We start from the raw sequence: 26,704 nt of genomic DNA, 5'->3' as shown, positions 1-26,704 counted from the left end.
AGTGAAGAGCTCGACTAAAGGTCTTTTAAATCAGGCTGACCGGGGGCGCGACCATACTCATACTCACCATATGGATCGCCATATGCTTTGTAACGGAGAGCATCCTTAGGTTTGATAGGTGTTCCATTCGCAATGGCCCAACACAAGGCGATAAGGATTATCACCGACACTGTGAGCCATAAGCTAACTAGAAGCAGTCCTGCAGCAACTGCCAACTTGAAGACTAAAAAACTCCCGCGAACAAGCAGCTTGCCTGCGGGCATACCTGCCGTCACCGCACGCTCCGCCGTGCGGGATTCAAATGCTTTAAACTTGCGATACTCGCGTTTTATCGACATGCCACAGGTATATGCCCATTGGTGGACGCGGGAAACCTCAACACGGTTTTGAGTCGGCATGGTCTCGACCTCTTCTGAGCGTCTTCATGGTTGAGAGAGGAGTAATAGCCTACTACCGAAAACCGTCCGTGCCTGACCGTTTATCAGTTTACCTAGCCGAAAAATCTTCACTGGAAGACAGAAGACGCAGCTCGTGCACCCGCGCCTCTATGGCCGTTGCCCCATCCATATCATCCAGCTACATAGAGGATACGGATCGCTGTTATCGACAGCACCTTCCCAGGTAGCCAGAGCCTTCAAAGCTACGTCACTCCGGTGATGGTTCCCCCCCAAGTGCGATTAGCGTTCGGTGGCTCGCACGATCACGTTTCACGGGTGATGAACGCCTACTGCTCTCCCGAGCGTATTTCGAGCTCGGCTCGTCCCAAACCCTCTTGCTTTTCTTCAACCCACTGCGGGGGAATTCTTTCCCCTATGGGACAGGTTTCTTCGCGCTATCAACGGAGGTACGCCATGTCCGACTCACTCACAAGCGAAGCACTGAACACTCTGCGCTTGCCCGTTGTGTTCACTCCAGACGCGTGGCAACAGGCAATATTGCTCGATGGTTCTAATCATCCTGAAAAACAGCAGCTCGACAGGCTGAGCAACGTCGTACGCGCAGCCTTCGAAGCTTACCTGGCCGATCCAAACGCACCCTACGTGGTGTTTGAGGTAGCCAAGTTCGTCTCAGCGAGTGATGCAGATCATGAACCATTGCTGCGACTAAGCCTCAGCCAGCTTCAGGCAGCAGACCAACCTAACGCCCTACTGATAGCGCTTGCGGAAGAGCAGCAACGCTGACCGCAAATGGCCAGACCCTACCACTGATCCACACTTAGACTGCGCGCAGTCCTGCATCCAATCCAACCAACACCCACCGGGGAACCCTCCCCGACGGGAAAGGCGTTCCTCCGTTTTCTCCGAGGAAAATGCCATGCGCAATATCTACCAAGACGTGACTGACAAGATCGTTACCGCGTTAGACCAAGGCGTAGCCCCCTGGATCAAACCCTGGTCCTCAAGTGGCCTAGCTGACGTCCGTCATCATCAACCCTACCCCATTAACGCCATCACACAGCGCCCCTATTCGGGCATCAATTTACCGTTGCTCTGGGCCGAGGCCAGGTTGCAGGGGTTCACTCAAGATCGCTGGTTGACCTTCAATCAAGCCAAAAAAGCCGGCGGGCACATCCGGAAGGGTGAGCACAGCACCCTGGCAGTGCTCTACAAACCGATGGAACGCGAGGAACAGACCGAATCAGGCCAACCCGTACTGGATGAGAACGGCCAGCCCAAGGTCGCTCACTTTGGCATTCTCAGGACGCATCTTCTGTTCAACATCGAGCAAACGGAAGGGCTCGAAACGCTCAACGAAACCGTGCTCGAGACGGAGCCGAGCGATCCCTTCTTCCCCAATGGCGCTGCAGAAAATCTGTTGTTACGTTCGGGCGCAAACATCATTCATCGATTTGCCGACGAAGCTTTTTACCACCCGATCAGGGATCTCATCCAACTGCCAACAAAAGCGCAATTTCATGATCAAGGTGGGTACTACGCCACCGCGCTTCACGAGCTGACGCACTGGACCGGACACCATTCTCGATTGCAGCGTGATGGCGTGACCTCACCTTGCCCATTCGGCTCGCCAGGCTATGCATTCGAAGAGTTGATCGCAGAAATGGGTGCTGCTTTTTTATGTGCTTATGCCGGCATTCAGGGAGAGCTGAGGCACGAGGGCTACATCGACTCCTGGCTCGGCCTGCTCAAGGCTGACAATCGCGCGATTTTCCGCGCCAGTGGCCAGGCCCGATGCGCTTCGGAGTATGTGCTCAACCTGGAGCAGCAACTGAGGCAGACGGTAATGGATGACTCGCGACGCATGAACGATGGAGCTTGATCGTCACCTCATCGCTGCAAACGCTTCATAGGGTCCAACACGAGTTGGACCCTTTTTCTATGCCCAGAAAAATCCCCACACTGCGGAGCCCTGACGCAAAGAACATGATGTAGTCCCGTAACCGCAGTACGCCGTTACGTATCCAGATTCTCCGCCAGGTAATCCACCAGTTCGAGTGGACTTCGGCTGTCGATCACCTTGTAGATCAGATCACGCTTGCTGCGCGGAAGCTTCTTGACCACGCTTTTCGCCGAGGCCCTGACGGCTTCGTCTGTTCCATGGATACGTGCTGCGAGCAGCAGCACGAGCGTGGCGTCAGTGAGGTTCATGGCAAGACCCAATAAAATTCGCACCGCAGTGTACCGACACTTTCCTTTTTCGCGCCAGCACGCGTACTCAGCAAAAAACGGCACCAGCATTAATCGATATTCCTATTGCCGCACAAACGGAAGCGCGCCAAAAGGATAGGCAAGGGTTGGAAGGGGAATGGGGATTCAAGGGTAAGAGCCCTACCCGAAAAGGCTAAAAGGCCACTGATTCCGCCATTTCCCGGGAGGCCGTGATGCTCAGTCTGTTTCGCCAAAAAAGGCAAAAACCTCCTCCGCCACCCACCGTAAACGTCGCCGAAGGCTACCTGCCCATCGAATCGCCCCAGAGCTTGTTAGCAGCCGAGCACCGCCGCCAGTTGCTTGATCGCATTTGGCAGTACACCGCCCTCTCCCATCAACAGTTCAGGCAGCTCTATTTAAATCCGATCCATCGCTACATCGAGCTGGTCCAACAACTCCCGGCCAGTGAGACGCACCATCATGCTTATCTCGGTGGCATGCTCGACCATGGCCTGGAGCTGGTCGCCTGTAGTCTGAAACTGCGTCAGTCGTATCTGCTGCCCACAGGTGCCGCCCCCGAAGACCAAGCCGCTCAGACCGACGTTTGGTCCGCTGGCATCGCCTACGGCGCCCTGCTGCATGACATTGGCAAGATTGCCGTGGACCTGTTGGTCGAACGCCAAGACGGTAGTGTCTGGCATCCTTGGCAGGGCCCCCTGAATCAGCCCTACCGTTTTCGCTACGTCAAGGGGCGCGACTACCACCTGCATGGCGCGGCCGCAGGCTTGCTCTACACCCAGATTCTCGACAGACCTATCATGGACTGGCTCAGCGGATTTCCATCACTGTGGGCCAGTCTGCTGTATGTCCTGGCAGGTCAGTACGAACGTGCCGGAGTGCTCGGTGAGTTGGTGATGCAGGCCGACCGCGTTTCCACCGCACAGAACATCGGTGGCAACCCGAGCAAGGCGCTGCAAGCGCCGAATCATTCGCTGCAACATCATTTGATCAGCGGACTGCGTCATCTGGTTCAGCACGAGTTGAAACTCAACCAGCCGGGTGCCGCGGGATGGCTCACTCAAGACGCCCTGTGGCTGGTCAGTAAGACAGTCACCGACAAGCTGCGAGCCTATCTGCTGTCGCAATCGATTGAGGGCATTCCCTCGTCCAATCTCGCGGTGTTTGACGAGCTGCAGTCACATGGATTGGTTGAGTCTACACCCGACGGCAAAGCCATTTGGACCGCGCTTGTCGCGCAAGACAACTGGCAGCAGAGTTTCACTTTTCTGCGCCTCCAACCCGCATTGATTTGGGGGAACGAAGACCGGCCCGAGACTTTCAGCGGAACGGTGAGCGTTGCAGTTTATGACCACTCGACTGACGCTCAGACATCAGCACCGACGCCCAAAGCTGTCAGTAAAGGATCAGGTCAAATCCCGTCGCAACCAGATCCCGGGCTCATGGGGGACGCCGACTATCTCGGAACACTGTTGGATATGTTCGAGTTGGAGGAGTCGGAAGTCAGTGACGCATCGTCAGAAAGCGCCCTCGAAGTATCAAGCCCGCCTTCGGACAACCCAGGCCAGGTCTTCCTGAATTGGGTCAAAGAAGGCATCCTGAGCCACACACTGATCATCAATGACAGCAAGGCCAAAATCCACACGGTGAGTGGCAGCGTATTACTGGTCACACCTGGCCTCTTCCAACGCTACGCGCAGGAGTTTCCTGGTATCTCACGGGGGGCCGATCTAGAAATTGAAGAATGGCGCTGGGTGCAGAAGCAGTTTGAGAAGCTGAAGGTTCACAAAAAGCGAGACAACGGTTTAAATATCTGGACATGCCAAGTGCAAGGCCCTAGGAAGAAAACAACCTTAAAGGGGTACTTGATTGAGAGTCCGAAGCATTTTTTTGAATTGATACCACCCGACAACCCTTTTCTTAAAATCGTAGAACATTAAATTTCCGCGGTACCACGGCGTTGTGCGCTTTCGGCCAAACGCAGCCTTTCACTCTTCAGCAGCGCCAAACCCATTCCAAAGCTACACTGACTTGGTCTCAGTTAGGCGACCGCTCGAATGTGTCGCTTCCCCCTATTGTGTGACCAAGGCCGCCAAGATCCCTCGTCGCAAGTGGCGGCCCAATGATGTTAATGTGCCTTAATGTCACTTTCAGCATAGGCAAGGAATCTCATGCTCAGTCACACATCAAGGCACCTTTCAAAGGGTGCAGAAACCATGGGGAAGTGAAATTTTGAGCTTACTCCCAGTAGCAAGCGATCGCCAAAGTGCGGTACGCCTTCTCGCCTGTATTGATGCCGCCTCCACCAATGTCACCAATGACGCTTGGGGAGCTGACGTAGTAGCAATTCTACGCGCGCAATCACGATTGCAAGCATTAGATTTCTGGATGCGCAATCCTGACTACCTTGCGAACGAATTGCTCATCGAGTTCGAGAGCACAAACGAACAATCCCTGCTAGATCTCGCCCAAAATATACTCGACTCGCGGGAACCGGATCTTCGTCGCCTACCTATGATTCGCTACCACTTTGGCGCATTTGAACCCCTGGACAATGCGCTATCAATCCTCTGTTCCGCAGGACTCGTACGCATCCGCCGACAGGGTGTCCCTGGGCATGTTCGAGAACATGTCTATTTGTTGACCGCCCAGGGACGGCAAGCGATGACAGATTTGGCGGAAAAGGCTGTAGAAATCTCTTGGTACAAGGAACGAGCCACGGTCGTTGCAAGAGTCGCTGGCGATACCGGGGGGAAAGCTCTGAAGGATCGTCAGTACCTTCAAGCCGAGTACGCCGACACTGAACTCAAGCACATCATCGCGCCCATAACGGATCGTGTTCGCAATCGCTTGAACGAAATTATGCAGGGACAAACCGCATGACCATGAGCTGGCTTGAAACTGTATCCAACCGTGCTGGTCTCTCCGTTGAGCAGGCCGAAGCCTCGTTGCATAGACGAGGCATCTCCGCAGACAGGGCCACTCGCCCGACGCCAACTCTGACTATCACTAGTGTCAAATTCCGGGGGAAAAAGCAAGGGAAGCTGACCGATCCGATTGACTTCAGTTGGTCGGACCTTTCCTCCGGCGTCTGGGCGGTTACTAGTCACGGAAACACAGGGAAATCCAACCTGGTTGGTAAGTCCAGCGTACTAGAAATTATTCTTTGGTGTTTGCGCGGCGAGCCTAAGGGCCTGCAGGACGACGTGCGCAGTTGGTTAGACTGGGTTCGGGTCAGTTTCAACCTGGATGAACGGCAGTAAGCCGTAGAATTTGATGTCACTAACAAGAAGCCAAACGGTGCACTCATAAAGTGCCGACCGGATGGAGCATTCGACGAGGTCGACCGGTTCAGCAGCGACGAGGGATTCGCTGCAGCGATGTCCAGATTCATGATGAACACCTTCGATCTAGACCCCATTCCCTCCAGACAGAAGAATGATGAAGGCGGCATCACCATCTCTCATGGATGGACCGCTCTTTCCGGCGGTCTCTATTTCGGCGGTGACCACAAGGTTCTGTTGGGAGATGTCGTCATGGGTGGTCTTCCCGCACGAATGCTCCAACTTTTTGTGGGCCTGCCATGGGCGAGTACCGTCATGCAGGCGGCAACCGTGAAGAAAGAACTGGAGCAACAGCTCGAACATGCCAGCCGCATCACGGCTGCCACCTCAGACCGTACAAGCCTGTCACGGGAAAGAATCGCCTCCGATCTAAAGATCGCGCGTGAGGTGCTTAAGTCAAACAGTTCAGAGTTGGTCACCGCGCAATCACTGGACAGACTTTCCGTCAAAATATCTGATCTATCCACACAGACACTTGCTCTTGAGCAAAGCCTCGTAAACGCGACGATAGAAATTTCAGCCCTTCAGAGCACCGCAGACGCCGATGAGCGTGCACTACGAAACCTACGAGAAAATCTGGTCACAACAGCATTTTTCAATGGCCTGTTACCTAGCTGTTGCCCCCGGTGTGAGACAGCCGTTCCCAAGGAGCGGATCCGCCGTGAAGGTGAAGATCAGAGCTGCTCTCTTTGCTCCGAGCCCATCATGCTGGATTCGGATGATCCCAGCGATGCAATTGAGGAAGCTAACGACCGCTTTGCTCTATCAAGCAACGCCCTGACCAATGCCAAGTCGTTGCTCAAACAGCTGGAGTTCAATCACAAGAAAGTCGAAACAGATTTGAAGAGCGCAAAAGGTGAGCTAGACGCAGCTACGAAAAGCAACGCATTCCAACAACGTCGTGATGCGGAATTGGTAATAGCACGTCTGGAAGGCGCACTTCAGGAGCACAACACTCCACCTGTCGGGCATCAACCTCCAGAAGACATAGTGCTGGTCAGCATCGCGCACGATGAAGCCAAGTTAGCCTTCGATGCCAGCAAAGGAGATCTCCTTGAAAAACTCAACCAAGAAATCCTTCGACTGGGAAATGCTTTCGGAGCGTTAGGCTTGGAACACATTCAACTCAGCTCAGAATCGCGGATGAGCGTTATCAAGGGTGGCCAAAAAACGTCATTCAGCAAATTAACGCCTGGCGAACGACTGAGGCTGCGTATCGCCACAGCCATCGCACTGCTGCGCATCGGTCAAGAGTGCGGAGTTGGTCGCCATCCGGGGCTACTGATCATCGATTCGCCCGGCGCAGAGGAAACCAGCGAAAGCGATCTCGCAAGCTTACTGCAGGAGCTGCGCAAGGTGGCAGATGAAACCGCTGGATTGCAGATACTGGTCGCCAGCGCCAATGCTCCTTCTGTTATCAGTGCATTGGGAGATGAGAGATGTCGTGTCGCCCCGGAAGGTGGTTATGTCTGGTAGTCACTTGGGCCACGCCACCGTATCAGTCCTAAGCCTCATCGAAGATCATCTTGAATCGGGGACTTCAATAACCGTTTCTTCTCTAGGAGGTGTAAGAGCCATTGAATCCGAAGCTGACATTGTGGCAAGAGCACCTTACCTGGATGTATTTGCCTGCTTAGCAAGCGAAGCCGAACTTCAGGATACAGAGGTGCTTGATGCACTACTGCTTCGTGGATTCGCCGAAACCGACAACGCCTGCTCATTTAGGGACGCCGCTAACACTGTTATCAGCAGCTCCTCTCTACGTGAGAGGATATCTGCTCGACTGACGAAAGCTTTGGAACTGCGGGTAGAGAACCGCTCCGAGCCAATGCAGAATCTTCTCGCTGCCTACGCGCTAGAGGCGCTATTTCGACTTGCATTGACAGGTGTCATAAGCAAATTTTCGCCCTTAAGAATTATGGCTAGTCTAGATTCCGATCCCGATGGAATCTTTGCGGCGCATGCAGCAAAGCTTACTGGGGCTGCCTTCCATGTATGGCGTGACGGTGAGTTACTTGCCACGCTAGATCGGTTACGCAATACGACAGAAGCCGAAGGGGAAGCCTCTTTTGAGCTTGGACTTGCCCACCTGTCACTAGCCTTAGATGCTGAATCTATCGACAAAGTGCTTTTGGAGTTGGAAACTGCATACACATTGCTCAAGCGAGCTCAACATACTGACGATGATCGCGCGGATGCGACCGCGTACTGCTTCGCCATTGATTTGGTTCGAGGCTTCTGGCGTGAGGCTTCTGAACTAGAACTACGCCCTTCCCTTCAGGGACTAACGAAAGCGGTCTCCGACCGAGCACGGCAACTCAATCGCTACCAGCTCCCAGATTGGTTAGAGACTCGAAGTGATCGTGATATCCAGTGGGCTAGACTGGTTATAGCCACACAGCGCGCGGCTTCGGATTTGCAGAAACCAAGCTGGCTAAAAGCTTGGTCAGTAATGGAACAGCTGTTGATCGTGTACGACGCAGACAGCTCATTCCAGACCCAAGGCGGTCTAGGCAGGCTACTCCAGCCCAATAGAAGCCAGTTTTGTTAGAGAACGTGGCCTCCTTGGGCATCTCGACGAACTGCTCAGTGAAAACAGCTGGATGCAGGTACACGCCGACACATCAAACTTGCTGCGAGCTCGCATCACCCAGCTGAAGGACGGCAGTGTGCCTGCGGGAAAGTCGTCAAGTGCCTCTCCTTATCCACAGCTGCTAAGGGCACTCAACTATGACAGGCTCCCTCCAGAAATTTCCGTTGCAGCGGCGGAAGCTCTGGAGCAAGCGCTATGTACGCGAATTGGGCGAGAACGTCGTATCGCGAACCCCATCGTCCAGAAGCTTCTTCGCGGTATGGCCATGGCACTTACTCAGTGCCTTGACTACGAAAATGAGGTTCGCGCAGATTTCGACGAGATGATGTTGCAAATCATCTTGTTCTGCCAAAGCAGACAAGATGCAGGAGTCAAAGAACTTGCTGACCGCGGAAATTACTTGCGTGACCCGGATGCTACCGAGTTCGACCTACAGAATGACCTGTGGCAATGGCTAGCCGGTAACTTTCCTTCCTGCGACCTGAAAACGGAGGTTGAAGGAGTCGCAACGGGCAGAGCCGATATCTATGCCGGCTTCGGTACCCATCGGCTCATAATTGAAATGAAGCGCCACCATGGCCATCTCGACAAGGATGCTGCTCGGAAATATTGCAACCAAGCTGGCGCTTATCAGAACACTAACGTGAAGTTGGGATTCCTGGGGACTTTGGAAATCGTGGAGCGTAGCGATCCGCCTGCCAGTCTTGAAGAGTGCGTCTGGTATGAGTCGTTTGTTCCCCATGGCAGCCAAGTGACGCGCCACCTTGTCATTTTCCGAGTACCAGGAAATCTGCGATCCCCGTCCTCGCTATCCCCAAAGACCAACAAACCAAAGAAGAAAGTCTAAGCCGTGCCCTGTGAACCTAAAGACCTAAGTGAAGAATAAGTAGGATGCAAAATTATCAAAATCATTATTACTTAAACAAGCCGTAAGCGAACAGCCAACACACCTTCCGAGTTCCCAAATTAAGGACGATCCGCACATGATGCAACAGGTGGACCATGCCAGCGGCATCGTGATGTCTGAATGACGGTTCGACTCGAGGCTGCGATGGAATGTGGAATCTTCGTAACCGTCCGGGCAACACACCTTCCTGACACCGTCGCTTGAGGCGATGGTGTCCACCCAAATATAGGTGGACACCATTTTTAGCCTTTTTAAGCGGACGCCCATGCCACAAGAACGCCGTTCCTATTCCAAGTCCTTCAAGGCCCAGGTCATTGCTGAGTGCGCCCAACCTGACACTTCAATTGCCAATGTCGCCTTGACCCACAACCTCAATGCAAACCTCGTCCATAAATGGATTCGGGTGCATGCACAGAAAAACCTGACACTTCAAACCGCCTTCATCCCGGTCAAGACATCGCCGCCGGTGCCGATGCATCAGGCCCTTCCTGCCACGATCCGAATCGAAGTGCCGCATTCAAAAGGCGTAGTCGTGGTGAGTTGGCCGGCAGAAAATGCAGCGGCGTGTTCTGCTTCCCTGCGAGACCTGCTGCGATGATCCGCATCGACTCCATCTGGCTTGCCACCGAGCCCATGGACATGCGCGCAGGCACTGAAACTGCGCTGGCGCGGGTCGTGGCGGTGTTCGGTGCGGCGAAGCCGCACTGTGCTTATCTGTTTGCCAACCGTCGTGCCAATCGCATGAAAGTGCTGGTGCATGATGGCTTGGGGATTTGGCTTGCTGCCCGGCGCTTGAATCAAGGACGTTTTTTTTGGCCGGGCGTGCGGCACGGCTCTGAAGTCGAGTTGGATGCAGAGCAACTTCAAGCCTTGGTGCTCGGCTTGCCTTGGCAACGCGTCGGTTCCGGAGCAGCCATCACGGTGCTCTAATTCGCCTGCCATGGCCTGCTTGCCAGCGCAATTGGCCCATCAGTCTATCGCCGCCACTAGCCCTCTCTGGCAAAATCGGCGGCATGACTTCGCATCCGAATCTCGATCAATTAAACCCTGAAGAACTGCGTGCCTTGGCGGCGCAGTTGATCCAGCGCGTCGAGACGATGGACAAGCAAATCACTCATCACAAATCGGTCAACGAGAAGCTGGCCCACGAGATCGCGCTGCTCAAACGCTTCAAGTTTACCAAGCGCAGCGAGCAGTTGAGCCCGGATCAAGCCAGCCTGCTCGACGACTTGATCGATACGGATATCGCCGCTATCGAAGCCGAGTTTGAGGCGCTGCAACCGGCACCTGTCGAAGCCAAAGTGCGCCAGCAACCCAAGCGCGCACCGCTGCCACCGCAGTTTCCTCGCACACTGATCCATCACGAACCGGACAACAGCCACTGCCAGTGCGGCTGCGCACTCAAGCGCATCGGCGAAGACGCCAGCGAAAAGCTCGACTACACGCCCGGCGTGTTCACAGTCGAACGCCACATCCGTGGAAAGTGGGCCTGCGAACAGTGCGAAACACTGATCCAGGCGCCGGTACCGGCGCACGTCATCGACAAAGGCGTCCCGACCGCAGGCCTGCTGGCCCACATCATGGTGGCCAAGTTTGCCGACCATCTGCCGCTGTATCGCCAAGAGAAAATCTTCGGCCGCGCCGGGCTGCCCATCGCCCGTTCGACCTTGGCGCAGTGGGTGGGCAACTGCGGCGTGCAATTACAGCCGCTGGTTGATGCGCTGCGCGAAGCCGTGCTGACGCACGACGTCGTTCACGCCGACGAGACGCCGGTACAAATGCTGACGCCTGGTGCGAAAAAAACTCATCGCGCTTACGTCTGGGCCTATGCCACCAGTCAGTTCTCCAACCTGGCGGCGGTCGTTTACGACTTCAGCCCGAGCCGCGCTGGCGAACATGCCCGAGCCTTCTTGGGCAGTTGGAACGGCAAGCTGGTCTGCGATGACTTTGCCGGCTACAAGGCAGGCTTTGAACTGGGCGTTACGGAGATCGGCTGCATGGCCCATGCCCGCCGGAAGTTCTTAGACTTGCACGCGACCAACAAGAGCCAGGTCGCCGAAAAAGCGCTGAACTACATCGCGGCCTTGTACGAAGCTGAACGAGAAGTCCGAGAGCTGGAGCCGGGTGATCGGCAGCGAATACGGCAGGAAAAAGCAGCGCCAATCGCCGACGCACTTCATACCTGGATGATCGCCCAAAGACAGCTTGTGCCTGAGGGTTCGGCCATCGCCAAGGCGCTGGATTACAGTCTCAAACGCTGGATAGCGCTGACGCGCTATCTCGATGACGGTGCCGTGCCCATCGATAATAACTGGTGCGAGAATCAAATCCGGCCGTGGGCTCTTGGGCGTTCGAACTGGCTGTTCGCGGGATCGTTACGCAGCGGTAAACGTGCAGCGGCGATCATGAGTTTGATCCAATCGGCGCGACTCAACGGCCATGATCCGTATGCTTATTTGAAGGACGTCCTCACGCGCCTGCCGACGCAGCGGGCAAGTGAGATTGCGGAGCTACTACCGCATAGGTGGCGACCGGTTTAGTTGCGCAAGACGGGATGCCCGGACGCACCTCCAACTGGTGCCATTACCGGTCTACTTAGCCTTTATGCTGGTTATCCATGCATTCCTCCCTACAGCTTCGCCCGGTTCAGCCGATAGTTTTCGTACCAAGAGAAACGCGGCAATTCGATCCTGTAACAAAGGAGAGTAAGCGGCTTTTGAGGAAGATCTCTTGGAATGCTTTCATTACCTCATACCCATAAATGAGAGATGGGCACTTTTTAACGCCTAAGAAAGCACTCACAGACCTTGAGTGATCGAGAACCCGATGAATTTATTAGCGCCTGCCCTGTTCGTTACCAACCGTGTTCGATTCCCCATGAAATTCGCAATTTTGGGATTTATTGTCCTGATTCCTCTGCTCCTGCTAGGCACCCGGGTGATGCTTTCACTGAACACGAGCATCACGGGCATCAAGCATGAACAGGTGGGTCAACAATACTTGTTGGACGTCACCCCTATCCTGCGTCTAACCATGATTCAGAGGGCGCTGACACACGGCATGCTCAGCGGTGACACCAACGCAGTAGCCAATGCAGCACGCAATGCTGAAAAGCTTAACGATGCCTATGCGACTCTTGCTGCGCAGGACGCAAAATTTAGCACCCAACTGGCAACGACAGACCGAGTTCAGACGTTGCGTACCGCTAGTGTGCAGCTGGTTGAACGCGCCAAAGCAGGCGAAGCACCTTTGGTGATCTTTTCCGCGTGGAACGACCAGTTAACCGACCTAATGAATTTCGTTTACTACATTACGGCCACTTCCGGCATGATTTTGGACGAAGAAGCAGGTTCGTTGTACCTCATCGATCTAAGCTCTATACGTCTGCCTCGGCAAATAAATCTGGTCGGACAGATTCGCGGTCTGGCCAGCGGTTTTAGCGCTGACCGTCCTCTGGACGACACCACTCGTATTTTTGCCCAGACTTTGTTGAAACATGAGCTGCTAATGCGTCAAGAGTTGCAGCAGAGCCTTTCCCTGCTTCGCCGAGAAGAGCCGAAATTATCTGGTGTAGTTCAGCCGTCTGTAACAACAGCCATTACCGACCTGGAAAATCTGCGTAAAGACCTGGTGGACTACCTTGATCCGAGCAAGCGCTCAAACGTGAATGCCAACACCTTGGGCGAGCGTGGAAACGCCGTCGTTGCTCAGTTTTACAAAGCTCAGGATCAGATGCAGGAATCGCTGCGAATTCGAATTGATGAGCGTCTGAATACACTGAGTAATGAGCGTACTTTCGGCACTGAGCTATTTATCGCCATTGCGATACTGCTGCTCTATGCGTTCGTCGGCATCTACAAGGCTCTGCGGATTGGGGTTGATGAGCTCCTAGCTGTGACGGCACGTATTGCTCAAGGCGATCTGAGCGCGCGCGTCCGAATCAACAGCCACGATGAAATCGGTGATGTAGGCGAGGGACTTAACCGCATGGTAACGGCCTTCTCTGGCTCACTGAGCCAGGTGGAGCGTAGCTCGCATTCAGTCTCAGATGCGGCAAAGCGACTAGAGATCTCCATAGGCCAAGCCAAAGCCTCAATGAACTCACAACAGGCTGAAACCGAGCAGGTTGCTACTGCCATCAACGAAATGACCGCGAGCGTTGCCGACGTGGCCCAGAATACCGAGGGCGCAGCACGTGCCGCTGAATCTGCAAGCAGTGCGTCTAACGACGGCTTGAAAGTTATGATTGAAACAAGTGCCGCTATTGAGGCGTTGGCCAACGAAGTGGAGCTCAGTGCAAGCAAAGTCGAAGCGTTAGCGACACACAGCAAAGAAATCGGTGGTGTCATCGAGGTCATCAGTACCATCGCGGATCAGACTAACCTGCTGGCCCTTAACGCGGCCATCGAGGCGGCGCGAGCTGGCGAGCAAGGCCGTGGTTTCGCGGTCGTGGCTGACGAAGTGCGGACTCTGGCCTCGCGCACACAAAACTCCACAGAAGAAATTCGACGGATCATCCAACAGTTGCAAGGCGCTACTGATGCCGCTGTTCAACAGATGAAAGCTGGGCAAACCCGAGCTAGGGAATGCATTCAGGCAGCGAGCCAAGCGTCTGGCAGCCTGAACCAGATCAATGAAGCAGTAGACGGAATTGTGGGCATGAACACTCAGATTGCAAGTGCGGCGGTGCAGCAACATTCGGTCTCAGAGGATATCAATCGCAACGTCATCGGCATTCGAAACAGCAGCTTAATCGTCATGGAAGGCGTAGAGGACAACGCCGTAACGGCTGACGAGCTTTCATTGCTCGCTAATGAACTTCGCAGCGTAGTCGGCAAGTTTAAGTTATCCAGCAACGCTTGAAAGGAATCTCAAGCGTTTCAATTGTTGATAGCACGAGAAAGTGCTTTGATCGGGTCTGACTGGGGTGATGATGCCCGGCAGTCCCTGATCGACATTGAGGGCTGAGCTTCATCGTTGCGCAATCTCGTAAAACAATAGAGCCAGCTACGCTAGATGACTTGCCCGGACGGTTACGAATCTTCGTGTACGCAGAATTGCTGAACTACTGCCGCGCCGACGTTGCAGATACCTCATCCCTCCTTCCAAAAGATCGACTTAGTTCTTGGAGAGCCGGCATTGCTGTGCCTAGCTAAGTGCTCATCCCTTCAGAAATCTTATAAAGTGTTAGAAATACGTCTGCTTCGGTCACGCCGAGCAGGTCTTCAAAGATGGTCATGAGGACGGTCTATGGCCGCCAAGGATGAGCAAATGATTGGTCGTGGGTCTGAATGGCGTCGCTGGGAACCGCACATCCATGCGCCGGGAACTGTCCTAAATAATCAGTTTGGCAGCGACTCCCCTTGGGATGTCTACCTCAAAAAACTTGAGACAGTCGCGCCGAAAATTGAGGCGCTGGCGGTGACTGACTATTATCTTACTGACACTTACGAAGAGGTGCTAAGGCAAAAGGCGGCTGGCCGTTTAAAAGATGTGCAGCTCATTTTTCCCAACGTCGAATTGCGTTTAGATGTCGCTGCAAAGTCTGGCTTCGTCAATTTGCATCTCCTAGTCAGCCCTGAAGACCCGAACCACGTCGCAGAACTGCACCGCATCCTTCAGCGCCTTCAGTTCCAGGCGCATGGCGATACCTTCAACTGCACTCGCCAAGATCTGATTTCGCTCGGGAAGAAAGCCGACACTAGCATTCTCGATGACCGTGCGGCGCTTTCGCACGGTGCCACGCAATTCAAGGTAAGTTTTGACCAGCTTCGCCGCGTTATGCGAGAGAGCGATTGGGCGAAGACCAACATCCTCATCGCGGTTGCAGGCGCGACGGGCGACGGAACTTCGGGGTTGCGCCAAGCCGCAGACGCAACCATGCGTCAGGAGATCGAAAAGTTCGCCCACATCATCTTCTCAAGTAGTACGGCACAGCGCGAGTTCTGGTCTGGTCGTAAGGGCGTGACGCTCGACCAGCTGAAGGAGCGATATGGCGGCTGCAAGCCCTGCCTCCACGGCAGCGACGCACACGACCAGAAAACCGTAGGCCAGCCGGTTGAAGAGCGTTATTCGTGGATCAAGGGTGGTCTAGAGTTCGATGCCCTACGCCAGGCTTGTATCGACCCCGAAGGTCGTGCTTATGTCGGCAGCGAATCGCCGTCCACAGCCATGCCTTCCCAAGTTATCTCGAACATAGCTATCGGAGACGCGAGTTGGGCAGCAACTCCGGACATACCACTTAATCCTGGGCTCATCGCAATCATCGGCGCGCGCGGCTCAGGCAAGACCGCGCTTGCTGACATGATTGCAGCCGGCTGTGACGCAATCACCCCAGGTAGCTGGAGTGCGAGCGCAAATATCAGCCCCTCATTTCTCGTCCGTGCCCGCCAGTTGCTTGGCCACGCGACTGCAACGCTGACATGGGGTGGAGGTGCTTCAGTCACACGCTTCCTCGACGGTCGCGATGCAAACGGTCATTTAGCCTTTCCCCGAGCGCGCTACTTGTCGCAGCAATTCGTAGAGGAGCTTTGCTCCTCTGCTGGCGTCTCCGATGGACTTATTGCGGAGATAGAGCGTGTGATCTTTGATGCCCACCCGCAGGATGATCTTGACGGCGCTATCGACTTTGCCGAATTAAGGGATTTTCGCACCGCCCGTTTCCAGCAGGCCAGAGAACGGGAGGCTGAGGCAATCGCCGATTTATCCGAGCGCATTGCCACGGAGATTGAAAAGGAAGCTGCTGTCACAGGCCTAGCGCTGCAAGTCACGCAAAAGACCGGCCAGATCAAAAGTTACAACGAAGATCTCGCCAAGCTTGTCGTAAAGGGAACTGAGGCGCAGGCCATTCGCCATACCCAGCTCGGACAGGCCGTGCAGACGCTGCGCGGCACGATCCAGGCCTACGGCAATCAGCGCCGGACATTCGTTGCTCTGCAGGATGAGGTCGTCAGCACTCGCAATACCAAGGCCCCCGAGCTGCTTCGCCAAGCCAAGGAGCGGCATGTTCTCAGCGGCCTCAATCAGGAGCAATGGGATGAATTTCTGCTGATCTATAAAGGCGATGTCGATACGAGTTTGACCAGCTATGTCACATGGTCCGATCTGCAAATTGCAGCGCTCACAGGTCCGACCACGCCGACCAGCGACCTGAACACGCCGTTCTTTCCAGATACTGCTGACCTCTCCAAATTAACCCTCAATACGCTGTTGGCTGAAATGGCCCGGCTGGAGGTCCTACTAAGCGCCGACAATATCATTCGCGGTCAGTACTCCACCCTGTCAAAGCGCATCGCCCAAGAGAACGCCGCGCTCATTACCCTTCAATCACGCCTAGCCGACGCTCAAGGCGCTGGCGCGCGTCGTAAGGAGCTCCAAAGCGAGCGCGATGAGGCTTATGGCCGAGTATTTCAGGCGATCATCAATGAGCAGAATTCGCTCTCCGATCTTTATGGACCGCTGATGGCGCGCTTGAATGCGTCCACCGGCACACTTCGCAAGCTCGGGTTCTCGGTTCGCCGCGTCGTCGACGTTGCCACCTGGGGAGCTGTGGCTGAAGAAGACCTTCTCGACCGACGGAAGGCCGGGCCATTCCAAGGCCGCGGTGCACTAATCGCTCTGGCGGACACAACCCTACGATCAGCATGGGAAACAGGGTCGGCTGCCGACGTACAGGCAGCGATGGCGAACTTCATTTCGCTATACATGCGCGACCTTCTGAGCCAGGCCCCTTTTGGCCAGAATCAACAAGTAGAGTTTCGTGGCTGGTTGAAGCAGTTCGCGCACTGGCTTTTCGCCACCGATCACATCTCGGTGCGATACGAAATAGTCTATGACGGAATGGATATCCGCAAACTGTCGCCTGGAACGCGGGGAATCGTACTTCTCCTTCTCTACTTGGCACTGGACGATGCTGACGATCGGCCACTTATCATCGATCAGCCAGAGGAGAACTTGGACCCCAAATCTGTGTTCGAGGAGTTGGTCGCCCTATTTATCGCGGCCAAGGCCAAACGCCAGGTAATCATGGTCACGCACAATGCCAACCTTGTCATCAACACCGATGCGGACCAAATCATTGTCGCCGACGCCGGACCGCATCCTGCTGGTGGGTTGCCCCCATTCAAATACACTTCTGGCGGCCTTGAGAACACTGCTATTCGCAAGGCGGTTTGCGACATTCTGGAGGGCGGCGAAGAGGCTTTCCGCGAACGCGCACGTCGATTGAGGGTTAGGCTGGATCGCTAACGGCTGCGGCATTGAGCTCTCGATGCGTAGATTGATTGTCCGATGTTTGGGAACAAACATCGGTTTTCCTCACCTTGATGCTTTGCACCGGTATGGACGCAAATTGCACCTGGGTGTAATCCCATCGACCAACGGAAGGATGCAACAGCTCCAATGACGGCCTCCGCTCCTATAGACACTACCGGCCTGCTCACCATATTGGGAGTCATCGCAGCCGTGTGGGCGCTCATCTCTCCCACTAACCGACTCCGGCTACGCTTCTGCACGACCTGGGTGGATTGGGTCGTGGGTGGAACAGTGCTTTTTCTTGTCCACTACTTGGTGTTCGCCCCGGCCTTGGTGCAACTTGGGCTGTACTACAGCTTGGGGCCTTGGAAATGGGGGCTCGACAGTTCCAGTGCGGTGTATCTGCTGCTGCTCTCGGTAGCGCTTTACTTCTTTTGGCGAACACGCTTTCCGATACTGGCCCGAGGGCGAGTTCACGTCTTTCGTGAGCTGATCGAAAATCTGCACCTGACGAAACGCTACGATGAGCTGGTGCTGCTGGTCGAACCCCAACTGCCGACACTCATTTCCCTGACCCAGCAACAGTCTTGGCTGGTGCGCTGGATCGAAAACCGGGGCAATTCCAAGAATGAACTGGCTGCGCTCCTGCGTGGGGAAGCCCCTAAATCCCCTTCAGCCTGGCGCAAACAGTGGCGCCGCGTGTTGCAAACATTGAAATCAAGATGCGCGGAGCGAGACCAGGCCAGCCTACAAGCCCGGGAGATCCTGTTGAATCTGCTCACCTCACCTGACTTGATCGTTCACTTGGCGCAGGCGCACCCACATTTCTGTCTAAAACTGCTGGAGACTGACGAAGCAATACGCTCCGACTTCGTAGCGCATTACATCGAAGCATTGCTGGACGCGCCGGGAAGCCGCCTCTATGTCGAGCTGAAAAACAATCAAAATCTTAATGGTGGAAGCCGCTTGTATTTGCCGGAAAGCAATCGGTTACTTCGCTTTTTCTTCGCTGACGCAGCCATGGCGGTGAAGAACGGCTTGGAGGCGGCAATAGGTGACTCAGTATGCCGCCGCTTGGATGAAGACCGGAATTTGGCCGGGAAGCTTAACCAGCCGCTAGGCTCCTACCAGCAGAGTGGGCGGTTTCGCTGTCCAATCAATTCCGGCATCACGCTCTTTGAGATCATGGTGCACGAAGGCATCCACCAGGGACTCCAAGACCATATGTGGCTGCACTATTTTGACGACTTCGCCGAAAATATCCTCAAGCAAATGTCCGGATCACGCGACGAAAATGCCTATCAGGAGTGGCCGACGCCCTTTCACTATATCCTCTATCGCCTCGTCAGCATCGCCACGGATTGGGCTGAGCAGTGCGCGCGGATGGATGACTCTGAAATCCCGCAGGCAACGCGTTCTGCCGGTAATTTTGATCGCCACTACATCTCCAAGGAGGCTACTAAGGTGCTTGGCGCAATGCTGCAAGACATCATTCCGAGTGAGAAACTATCTGCTTCCTTCAAGGCGTATCTGCTAGAAATCGCCATTCGCAACCATGTGCAACTCCAGGGCGATCCGAAGATGGCGGATGTTGCAGCGTCATTCCTGACCGCCGTGATCCAGGGGGCCAACTTGCCAACGAAGGCCGCCTACCGGCAAGAGCTTCGGAATGTATTCGGAAGTTTAGATCACGTTCTGAGGGGCAACGCATCCGCCTTCGAAACAGCGCTGGATGCCTCCCTGCCTTGACCCTCTACTGCGCTCAGGTGTCCGCCGCACGGGGGTGGGCCGGGCTGGTGGATGACACCAGAGTTGAATCACTCATTCGGCATGTCGGACGTTGGCTGTAGCTACTACTTGATTGAGGCCATAGCCTCTTCGCCCATCGCCCATCGCCCTCGTCGATGAGTCGCATCATGGCCTCGGGCAGTTCGCTCGACACGGGTGTGGCGGCGTCAGTGTCGCGAAAGTAGCGCATCACAGTGCTCGCAACGATGTCGGCCAGCTGCACGCCGATGGCCTCATGCGATTGCGCAAACTCGATGCTGGCTTCTTCCTCGAACCGGTAGTCAAACTGCGGGGTGTAGGGCAGATCCACGGAGCGGCTCAGGTTTTCGGCCGTCATTTTTCCCTCGCACAGAATCTTCTCCACCTCCAACTGCTGGACGTGTACCAAGCGGATGCCGGCCAAGCGCCTGCTGTAATAGCGACTCATCCTGGCATATATACTCGTGAATGACGTCAGGTTCGGAAACATCCAGACCTGTTTCGCATGTTTGCGGATATCTCTGGCGTGATCTGGTCACGGGTTGGCCTTGGCAACCTCTCGCGTCAGGTTCGGCCAATCACCTATATCCACAATCCCCTGGCACAGGCACCATTGACCGCGAATTGGGGCGTCTGGGGCCGTGAGCTCGTGACCATCCGCCAGATCGACAACTGGGAGTCCACCGACATCCTTGCCGCAGCGGAGTCCTTGTGAAGAGGGACTTGAATTCGCGCATCTGCTACATACAGGGCTAAGAGGCCGACCATGTCCGCAACAGGCGAAACTCGACTTTTCACCTTAATCAGCCAGCGCCAATTCGAGCTTTATGCCCTGTCGCTCGAGCACGGTCCCAATTTCGACCCCGCACATATTTTCAGTGCCTATCAGGCCAGAACTGGTGGCGTAACCGGCTGCATTCTTCTTGATCCGGACACAGGAGCTTTCGCATATCTGGCCATGCGCCGCCGCATCGACCACTGTTGGATCAAAGTAGATGAAAGCGGGCCCTACTCCACACCCGAGGCGGCACTAGACCGACTCACCGTCGCTATGCGTGCCAGTGATCCACCTGAACCATTGCCGCCAGGACTCAGGCGTCGCCCGCATTTGCTGAAACCGGGGCCGCGTGGGACGTCTCCTGAGTTCCAGCTGCTGACAACCACTATCAACCACCTGCCGGCGCTCATGGCGGTCGGCGAATGCTACCTCGCGCTTCCCAACCCCGACGCCAATTTCGTCTCGGATTTTCAAACCAACAACTTCGCGTCCCGCCTGTTCGAGCTCTACCTTTTCAGTTGCTTTCGTGAGCAGGGTTTGAACGTCCGACAAGACCATGTCTCTCCCGACTTCTTGATCGAGAAGGAAGGTAACGCATGTTGGATTGAGGCAGTTACAGCAAACTCCGAGCTTCCACGCGCCGGCGGCATCGGGAAATGGGTTCATGCCCCAAAGGATCGCATTGAACGGCTCACAGGCAACCCGGCGGAACGATTCGCAAAGACGCTGCGCGGCAAACTCCAGCGCAACTATCATGAACTGGACCATGTAAAAGGACAGCCGTTCGCCCTAGCGATCGCCGACTTCCATGATTTCGGCTCCATGGTTTGGAGCCGCGAGGCTCTTCCCACCTACCTTTACGGCTTACGCGCGGACGTCACCGGAGATGGCACTGATCGTCGCGCGATTGGAGTGCCGATCGCAAATCTGACGGGCCAACACAGCATTCCTGCTGGGCTCTTCCGCGACCCAAATTTCGCACACCTCTCGGCCGTCATCTTCAGTAATTCTGCAACGCTCGCCAAATTCAACCGCATGGGTTTCTTGGCAGGATGGCGACCGCCCGGGCTGACGATGATTAGGCGCGGCATTCTTTTCGACCGAACTCCGGGCGCATTAGAGCCTATCGATTTCAACCTTGCCGTCGACAGTGCCGAATACCAAGCACTCTGGCCGTGGGGCGAAGCTTGGTGTCAGGAACTGGAAGTGTTTCACAACCCATTGGCAACACATCCCATCCCGTTTGATCTCATCCCCGGCGCGACCCACTGGTTTGAACGCGATGGCGACATCGAATGCAGCACGATTTGGGCGAACTCAGTCATCTCATCGATCACTCATCTACAGATGGACGGCAAACCCGCTGTGACGAGCAAGCCGCGTGACCGTCGCCAACCACCTGCCCCCCACGAGCACAGAATAGACAACGACAATGACGAATGAGCCATCTGATCGGACGATCATCCTACATCTCCTCCGCGGCGCCGTGCCCGAACGAGCCGATGAAATCAGCGGTCTTTGGAGCCAATACGGCCATGTCGTCGAGGTCGCGCCAAGTAGAAAGGGGGTGACGATGAATGCCAACGGGAAACGTATCCAGTTCGACACTAAGACGATCGACTTGTTCTGGCTGCTTGGCTTCAGCTCGTGGCGGGCCATCGAAGTGTACGCACCAGCCTTAGTTGTCGCGACATCCAACGGGTTACCGCTCGACCAAGCCCTCAGTGTCGATGAAGAACGCGGCTAATATGAATTCGACTACAAGCAGCGCATCGCCGCCGCCCAATCGCTCATCACAGCCGAACAGACCTCAGACGTATCCTGGCCGGCGGACATCCCCCTGCCTAGCGCCGACCGTGATGGCCTGAACAACATTCAGCACATGGCGGCATTCGACCTTGTTGCGCTCGCCTTGGCCTTCGCCCTGCTACACGAATTCCAGCACGTCATGTTCTGCGCCGATAAATGCGCGCCCTCTACGCGACCTGAAGAGGAAATCGCCTGCGACACATATGCCCGAACTTTCATGACAAGCGAGCTCGCCGCCTATGCGAAGGTACACGGACACGATTTCGCCCAGGTCCAGAACAAGCGTGCGATGGGCATCACGCTCGCCGCCGTCATCGTTCATGCGATGACGCCGCCCCATGCACGTTGGGGCAATTGCGAATATCCGCCGATCACCGAACGGCTGACAGCAATGATCCGTGGCTACACTCTGCCAGCCGATTCATCATTCTGGGCCTTCACGGCCTGTGCCCTAATCGCGCTTATGCGGCAGGAAAACCTTCCGCTCGACATTGTCGCCTACTCGAACAAAGAAATGGTCGAAATGCTGCTCGACCGGCTCGGTTGAAGGCCTACGGGAAATAACTTGCCGGTCTATTTCATTGGCGAAGATGAAAACGGATGCTCTCCTATCAAGATCGGGGTGGCGAAGAACATCGAGGAGCGTAAGCGCAATCTCCAGACCGGTAACCCTCTTGATCTGAAACTGCTCGGATGGATCGAAGTAGCCGATGCCTTTCAGCTTGAACGCCAGCTTCATCAGCACTTCGAGTCGACCCATGTGCGCGGCGAGTGGTTCGCAATCGAGCCTGCAGATATCTTGCCCATTCTCATGCGCGCTGGCCTAGACGGATTTGTCGCCAAGAACGCTGATGCGTTCCAGGTCATTGGCTATGACCGTGACGCTGTGCCGGAGTATCTTGGGGTATGGGAATGGGGCGATCTTGAGATCCATGAATGCTGCCCCTACTGCGGCTGCCTGTGCGGCATGCACTTTCAAAATGCATCACAGATGCACCACTGTCTGAACTGCGACACGCTAACGGACTTTTCGGACTTGGACCCACGCAACGAATACTTGGACGACTGAGCCATGACTGACAAGGAACTTAGTGCAAGTGAACAATGGCTTGAAGCCCGAGCCCCCGGCTTTCGGCGCCTACCAGATCTTGATCGTCGCGTCATATTCGACTTCGCCTTTCTTTGGAGTCTTTTCGAGGCACAGATCATGGAGAACCACGCCCGGACTGATCGCATCCGCGATCGAATCGATGCCTGGTCTTTGGACGGAACGCTAGGAGCTGAGCTCTACGAGGGGGAGCTTGCCTATTTTCGGAACCGTTACTATGCCGACGGTGAATTGACTCACCATTTCCCTCACCTGAAACTCCGGCCCTCAGACCACCTTAGTCTCGTTCAGGAGGTTGTTGAAGGAGTGAACGACACCCCACGCGACCGAATGTTAGTTCTCCTGATGATCGTCTGGCGCCTACGCAACAATCTCTTCCATGGCGAAAAATGGGCCTATGAGCTTCGCGATCAGCGCGAGAACTTCAGTCATGCGAACAGCATTTTGATGCGAATACTCGAACGCCATGGCCGGCTCGGCTAACAGTCCAGCCGCCCTTGAGGACCGTTCCCTAGCCAAGTTGAACCGGTCCCTCGCGCTCAATCCAGGCTCCAGGATCCCCGAACGCGCAGTGTGGGACCGTAAGCCTAGTGTGTCCTACGCGGCTACTTCGGGTCGCCCTTCTTAAATCCTCTGTCCCATACCATAATGGCCTCCAGCATGTACGGAATGAGAGTCGCTGCATCGACGGTCTCGCCATACGCTTGACCGTGTAATGCCGCATAGCGGTCCAAGTCGGCTTTCAATCTCGCTGGGCACATGGTGGTCGGCTTGACGCTCTCGGTCCTGGAGAGCGGCCCCAGCCGCAGCTTGCGCGATGCGCTCATCTTGATATCCCCCGATCGAAGAACAGAAGCTGTTACGGCCCCAGAATCAGATCGCGAATGACGATGACGCGGACCGGCAATCTGGATGCTCAGTCAGCGTTGGCTGGATGTTGAGGTTGCGTCGGGTCATCTCCTGCCCCACCTCATTCACGCTGTCCTGTATGCTGTGACGCCCTGCGATGATGACGCGATCACCGTTTTGGCGATTCTCCGGTGCGGCCAACTCCGCACCGACACCCAGCAATGTCGTCAACGCAGCACCTGCAAAGATGCGATCCCAGAGCCAATCGACACCATCCTCAAGGCCAGCGTAACCAGCCGGATCAGTGCCCGCTAGGTTGTCGAGCGCGAGCGAAGAGGTGTCCGGCAAAATGATGCGACTCCATACCATCTGCACGCGGCTCGACCAACTCGGAATGTAGCGAGTCAGAAGGCACGATCACCAAGGCCGTGGCCATCCGCGCGACGAGCCGTAGTCCAAGCATGGCCTGATTCATTCTCACTCGACCGGCATGGCTGTCGTGGCAGTCGTAGCCGGTGCCATCACTGTCACGCGCGCGACGGACAGCGCGCCTAGCTACGGCTCACGTAGACCAGCCGCCTGGGTTTGCCGAGCAGCGATCAAGTTGAAAATGATAGATGCGCAAGGACGCTGTACGGTCCTAAAGTGCGCTTGACGCCCTGCCCTGGGCAACCAATCATCAGGCATGCTCCGAACAAGCCGAGACTGGCGTACACTGGAGGCCGCTGACGGCCACCCTGGTCCATGTCAGAAATCGCCATTCGCGATCGCTCGTACACCCTGTGCAATTGGGGGCATAACTGGGGGCATAACTGGGGGCATAATTCTATTTTTTCAATCTGAAACTACTGTTCTAGAGCCATGTCAAAATGTTCTTCGGAAGCTCTGTCAACATGGAGCAGCTATGACTGAGCTCTCGGCCGATTCTGTTGAAAAAGTCGGCTTCGAATTCCGCGCCAGAAAAGTACGCGCCTGAGATTGAAATCTGAATTTTTGGCAGAAGGTTCAGGACTCGGATTTCGCGTAGCAGCGTGCAACTGAGGTGTTTTCATCCCTCAATATTCGAGTGTTTCGGGAAAGCCGACTTTTTCAACACAATCGGCCAATTTCAGCCATTAGAGACCGGCAGTTAAGGGGGAGATTGTCGCCCCGTAAAAACAGGGCACGATCCTCCAAAAGCGGGCTTTGAACATTTATCAACACGTCACATCACGAGCCTCATTGGACTCAACTGTTACGTGACCATCCCCGCAGCTAATAGCGTCATTGATAGTTTACAGCTCAGGCATTTTCGGCAAAATCTTTGTTAATTTACCTACTTGTTTGTTCAAAAGTGGCTTGTTCAATCTCAAAATTAGAGATTCCACGTGACGGGGGTAATCTGAGTGATCCATTCCGCCCACGTCATAGGCCGAGATGTAACGAACCACAGATTTTCTATTCTCAGGCACAACAGCTGTCTTAGGGAAAGGCAAGTCTACCTCTCGGGCTATCGCGCTTGTGATCTCTTTCTTTAGAGAGGCGTTTGCCTTCCCAATATAAATCAAGTTGCAAAAACTATCATAAAAAGCATACACCCCCGGGTGATCAGCATGCCCGTTAAGCATTACATTGAGCTGAGGAGACAAACTTTCATTACAATCGTACTGGGCGTGCTCACAAACAACCTGAAACTCTGGTATCAGTGCCACTGCCATCACGTACCTCGCAGTGGAGACCCTCGCAACGACCACGTCGTCTACCCAATTTTTTATCTGCGCGTGAGTGTAGCCGGTAGCGATTGCGGCTTTTGGCATTTTCCCGCCAAAATAATTTTGAACAGCAAAACGAATCACAGCATTGCTATCATTTTTCATGTGAGCCTATGGTTTAAGGAGAATATTTTAAGGTTTTAAATAATCGAACCGGCTGAGTTCCAGACCAGGACTGCGGTTTAGCATGTCACTTAAAAGGCAGCCCTTCATTCTGGAGATACGCTACCTATGCTGACATGTAAAGCGTTCTTGTCAGCAATTGACTTCAGCGTGGTCCTTAAGCGCTAAGTACAAGTAGGCCTCTGCCGGGCGCCTCTGGAGGCGGCATGCCCGATGGCAACTATTCACCCCAAAGCAGATCTTTGTGAAGGGCTGATCTCTGCCGACTGCTGCCCTTCGCGGACGGCAGCTTATAATCGCATACGACCGAAACGATCCTCCCGACGATGGATTGGACATAGCCTTCTTTAATACCACCGCCAGCTCTGCCCACCAGGCATTGAGCTGCCGTTCTCGTAGCAATTTCTAAGCACGCATCAATTTGGTAAGCGCTGCTATGCTTAGGCCTTTTAGATGAGACAGCACACATGTCAGGGGAATACTCACTGCCGGATCTGCTTGAACGAATGTACGAGAATCAGCTCGCGTTAGAAGCTGCGCTGATGGAATTGACTCTCCAAAGCGAAAAGCAAGGCCTTGATGAGGTTGGCAATAACGTACGTGGTGCGCTGTTCTTGATCGGCGAAAACGCTGGGCACATCAAGCAGGGCCTGGCGAAGTTACGAACCAATCCTCTCTGACAAAGCACATCCCGATTGTGCTGGGGTATGAGACAGCTTTGGCGCTATAGCCCCGTGTTTGCTGTCTGTAACGCCTGTTCTTGCCTCCTCGCATAAACGCCTAATGGGCATTGAATGG

General features: G+C 54.9%; 25 protein-coding genes and 3 pseudogenes. 22 read left to right on the top strand and 6 right to left on the bottom strand.

Annotation, left to right across the window (positions count from 1 at the left end; all coding sequences use genetic code 11):
* Positions 1 to 14: 14 nt before the first annotated feature.
* Positions 15 to 398, bottom strand: coding sequence for a DUF3742 family protein (locus KUA23_RS14120; RefSeq protein ID WP_080758241.1), 384 nt, complete (start codon positions 396 to 398; stop codon positions 15 to 17).
* Positions 399 to 851: 453 nt separating this feature from the next.
* Here KUA23_RS14120 and KUA23_RS14115 point away from each other — a divergent pair, with 453 nt between their 5' ends.
* Both KUA23_RS14115 and KUA23_RS14110 read left to right on the top strand, forming a co-directional pair.
* Positions 852 to 1,181 (top strand): hypothetical protein, encoded by a 330-nt coding sequence (locus tag KUA23_RS14115; protein WP_034103347.1) that lies wholly within the window; start codon positions 852 to 854, stop codon positions 1,179 to 1,181.
* Between the two features lie 133 nt (positions 1,182 to 1,314).
* Positions 1,315 to 2,277: an ArdC family protein gene (locus KUA23_RS14110; RefSeq protein ID WP_213569586.1), complete on the top strand. Its 963-nt coding sequence runs from the start codon at positions 1,315 to 1,317 to the stop codon at positions 2,275 to 2,277.
* Between the two features lie 134 nt (positions 2,278 to 2,411).
* On the opposite strand, the gene KUA23_RS14105 is transcribed toward KUA23_RS14110, so the two are convergent.
* Complete coding sequence (locus KUA23_RS14105; RefSeq protein ID WP_025214500.1) at positions 2,412 to 2,606, bottom strand: DUF7740 domain-containing protein; 195 nt, start codon at positions 2,604 to 2,606, stop codon at positions 2,412 to 2,414.
* Positions 2,607 to 2,839: 233 nt separating this feature from the next.
* Here KUA23_RS14105 and mobH point away from each other — a divergent pair, with 233 nt between their 5' ends.
* From mobH to KUA23_RS14045, 13 genes and pseudogenes are all read left to right on the top strand, one after another.
* A complete protein-coding gene (mobH, locus tag KUA23_RS14100; protein ID WP_346356408.1) occupies positions 2,840 to 4,564 on the top strand; it encodes a MobH family relaxase in 1,725 nt (574 codons plus the stop codon).
* A 292-nt stretch (positions 4,565 to 4,856) separates the two neighbouring features.
* Positions 4,857 to 5,507 carry a hypothetical protein gene (locus KUA23_RS14095; RefSeq protein WP_213569584.1) on the top strand — a complete coding sequence of 217 codons (651 nt, stop codon included), beginning with the start codon at positions 4,857 to 4,859 and terminating at the stop codon, positions 5,505 to 5,507.
* Complete coding sequence (locus KUA23_RS14090; RefSeq protein ID WP_252994178.1) at positions 5,504 to 5,887, top strand: hypothetical protein; 384 nt, start codon at positions 5,504 to 5,506, stop codon at positions 5,885 to 5,887. The genes KUA23_RS14095 and KUA23_RS14090 overlap by 4 nt, the downstream gene beginning before the upstream one ends.
* Before the next feature lie 132 nt (positions 5,888 to 6,019).
* Positions 6,020 to 7,444 (top strand): hypothetical protein, encoded by a 1,425-nt coding sequence (locus tag KUA23_RS14085; protein WP_252994177.1) that lies wholly within the window; start codon positions 6,020 to 6,022, stop codon positions 7,442 to 7,444.
* Positions 7,434 to 8,519 (top strand): hypothetical protein, encoded by a 1,086-nt coding sequence (locus KUA23_RS14080; RefSeq protein ID WP_252994176.1) that lies wholly within the window; start codon positions 7,434 to 7,436, stop codon positions 8,517 to 8,519. Before KUA23_RS14085 ends, KUA23_RS14080 begins: the two co-directional genes overlap by 11 nt.
* 52 nt (positions 8,520 to 8,571) lie before the next feature.
* Positions 8,572 to 9,408, top strand: a complete 837-nt coding sequence (locus KUA23_RS14075) for a hypothetical protein (RefSeq protein WP_252994175.1) — start codon at positions 8,572 to 8,574, stop codon at positions 9,406 to 9,408.
* Between the two features lie 325 nt (positions 9,409 to 9,733).
* On the top strand, positions 9,734 to 10,066 hold the full coding sequence (tnpA, locus tag KUA23_RS14070; RefSeq protein WP_252994174.1) for an IS66-like element accessory protein TnpA: 333 nt from the start codon (positions 9,734 to 9,736) through the stop codon (positions 10,064 to 10,066).
* Positions 10,063 to 10,398 carry an IS66 family insertion sequence element accessory protein TnpB gene (gene tnpB / locus KUA23_RS14065; protein WP_004409766.1) on the top strand — a complete coding sequence of 112 codons (336 nt, stop codon included), beginning with the start codon at positions 10,063 to 10,065 and terminating at the stop codon, positions 10,396 to 10,398. The genes tnpA and tnpB overlap by 4 nt, the downstream gene beginning before the upstream one ends.
* 83 nt (positions 10,399 to 10,481) lie before the next feature.
* A complete protein-coding gene (locus KUA23_RS14060) occupies positions 10,482 to 12,008 on the top strand; it encodes an IS66-like element ISPsy43 family transposase (RefSeq protein WP_252994173.1) in 1,527 nt (508 codons plus the stop codon).
* Positions 12,009 to 12,294: 286 nt separating this feature from the next.
* A pseudogene (locus KUA23_RS30310) lies at positions 12,295 to 13,455 on the top strand (HAMP domain-containing protein); the annotation flags it as partial.
* Positions 13,456 to 14,331, top strand: a complete 876-nt coding sequence (locus tag KUA23_RS30305; protein ID WP_370661146.1) for a methyl-accepting chemotaxis protein — start codon at positions 13,456 to 13,458, stop codon at positions 14,329 to 14,331. It begins immediately after the preceding pseudogene.
* 408 nt (positions 14,332 to 14,739) lie between these two features.
* Complete coding sequence (locus KUA23_RS14050; RefSeq protein ID WP_346356411.1) at positions 14,740 to 17,715, top strand: TrlF family AAA-like ATPase; 2,976 nt, start codon at positions 14,740 to 14,742, stop codon at positions 17,713 to 17,715.
* 153 nt (positions 17,716 to 17,868) lie between these two features.
* A complete protein-coding gene (locus tag KUA23_RS14045; protein WP_252994171.1) occupies positions 17,869 to 19,470 on the top strand; it encodes a hypothetical protein in 1,602 nt (533 codons plus the stop codon).
* Positions 19,471 to 19,483: 13 nt separating this feature from the next.
* On the opposite strand, the gene KUA23_RS14040 is transcribed toward KUA23_RS14045, so the two are convergent.
* The gene (locus KUA23_RS14040; RefSeq protein ID WP_252994170.1) at positions 19,484 to 19,936 is read right to left on the bottom strand and encodes a DUF3800 domain-containing protein; all 453 of its coding nucleotides are present in this window, start codon (positions 19,934 to 19,936) and stop codon (positions 19,484 to 19,486) included.
* A gap of 57 nt (positions 19,937 to 19,993) precedes the next feature.
* Between KUA23_RS14040 and KUA23_RS14035 the strand changes: the two genes are divergently transcribed.
* The 6 genes and pseudogenes from KUA23_RS14035 (at position 19,994) to KUA23_RS14010 (ending at position 23,666) form a co-directional block, all read left to right on the top strand.
* The gene (locus KUA23_RS14035; protein ID WP_213569578.1) at positions 19,994 to 20,203 is read left to right on the top strand and encodes a hypothetical protein; all 210 of its coding nucleotides are present in this window, start codon (positions 19,994 to 19,996) and stop codon (positions 20,201 to 20,203) included.
* Between the two features lie 51 nt (positions 20,204 to 20,254).
* Entirely contained in the window at positions 20,255 to 21,709 is a 1,455-nt protein-coding gene (locus KUA23_RS14030) for a hypothetical protein (protein ID WP_346356407.1), read from the top strand.
* Positions 21,699 to 22,013 (top strand): hypothetical protein, encoded by a 315-nt coding sequence (locus tag KUA23_RS14025; RefSeq protein ID WP_252994168.1) that lies wholly within the window; start codon positions 21,699 to 21,701, stop codon positions 22,011 to 22,013. The genes KUA23_RS14030 and KUA23_RS14025 overlap by 11 nt, the downstream gene beginning before the upstream one ends.
* 21 nt (positions 22,014 to 22,034) lie before the next feature.
* Positions 22,035 to 22,622: pseudogene (locus KUA23_RS14020) on the top strand (phage exclusion protein Lit family protein); the annotation flags it as partial.
* Between the two features lie 18 nt (positions 22,623 to 22,640).
* On the top strand, positions 22,641 to 23,144 hold the full coding sequence (locus tag KUA23_RS14015; RefSeq protein WP_252994167.1) for a GIY-YIG nuclease family protein: 504 nt from the start codon (positions 22,641 to 22,643) through the stop codon (positions 23,142 to 23,144).
* A 3-nt stretch (positions 23,145 to 23,147) separates the two neighbouring features.
* Complete coding sequence (locus tag KUA23_RS14010; RefSeq protein ID WP_213569574.1) at positions 23,148 to 23,666, top strand: hypothetical protein; 519 nt, start codon at positions 23,148 to 23,150, stop codon at positions 23,664 to 23,666.
* 122 nt (positions 23,667 to 23,788) lie between these two features.
* Here the strand turns inward: KUA23_RS14010 and KUA23_RS14005 are convergent, their stop codons facing one another.
* The 3 genes and pseudogenes from KUA23_RS14005 to KUA23_RS13995 form a co-directional block, all read right to left on the bottom strand.
* On the bottom strand, positions 23,789 to 24,010 hold the full coding sequence (locus tag KUA23_RS14005) for a DUF2274 domain-containing protein (RefSeq protein WP_252994166.1): 222 nt from the start codon (positions 24,008 to 24,010) through the stop codon (positions 23,789 to 23,791).
* Between the two features lie 32 nt (positions 24,011 to 24,042).
* A pseudogene (locus KUA23_RS14000) lies at positions 24,043 to 24,413 on the bottom strand (TraB/TrbI/VirB10 family type IV secretion system protein); the annotation flags it as partial.
* A gap of 893 nt (positions 24,414 to 25,306) precedes the next feature.
* Positions 25,307 to 25,888 (bottom strand): hypothetical protein, encoded by a 582-nt coding sequence (locus tag KUA23_RS13995; RefSeq protein WP_139372222.1) that lies wholly within the window; start codon positions 25,886 to 25,888, stop codon positions 25,307 to 25,309.
* A 485-nt stretch (positions 25,889 to 26,373) separates the two neighbouring features.
* Between KUA23_RS13995 and KUA23_RS13990 the strand changes: the two genes are divergently transcribed.
* Entirely contained in the window at positions 26,374 to 26,586 is a 213-nt protein-coding gene (locus KUA23_RS13990) for a hypothetical protein (RefSeq protein WP_078828273.1), read from the top strand.
* The last annotated feature ends 118 nt before the right edge of the window (positions 26,587 to 26,704 follow it).

Source organism: Pseudomonas pergaminensis, from assembly GCF_024112395.2.
Classification (GTDB): Bacteria; Pseudomonadota; Gammaproteobacteria; order Pseudomonadales; family Pseudomonadaceae; genus Aquipseudomonas; species Aquipseudomonas pergaminensis.
The sequence above is the reverse complement of the archived record's forward strand: the minus strand, read 5'-3'. Positions and strand labels throughout refer to the sequence as shown.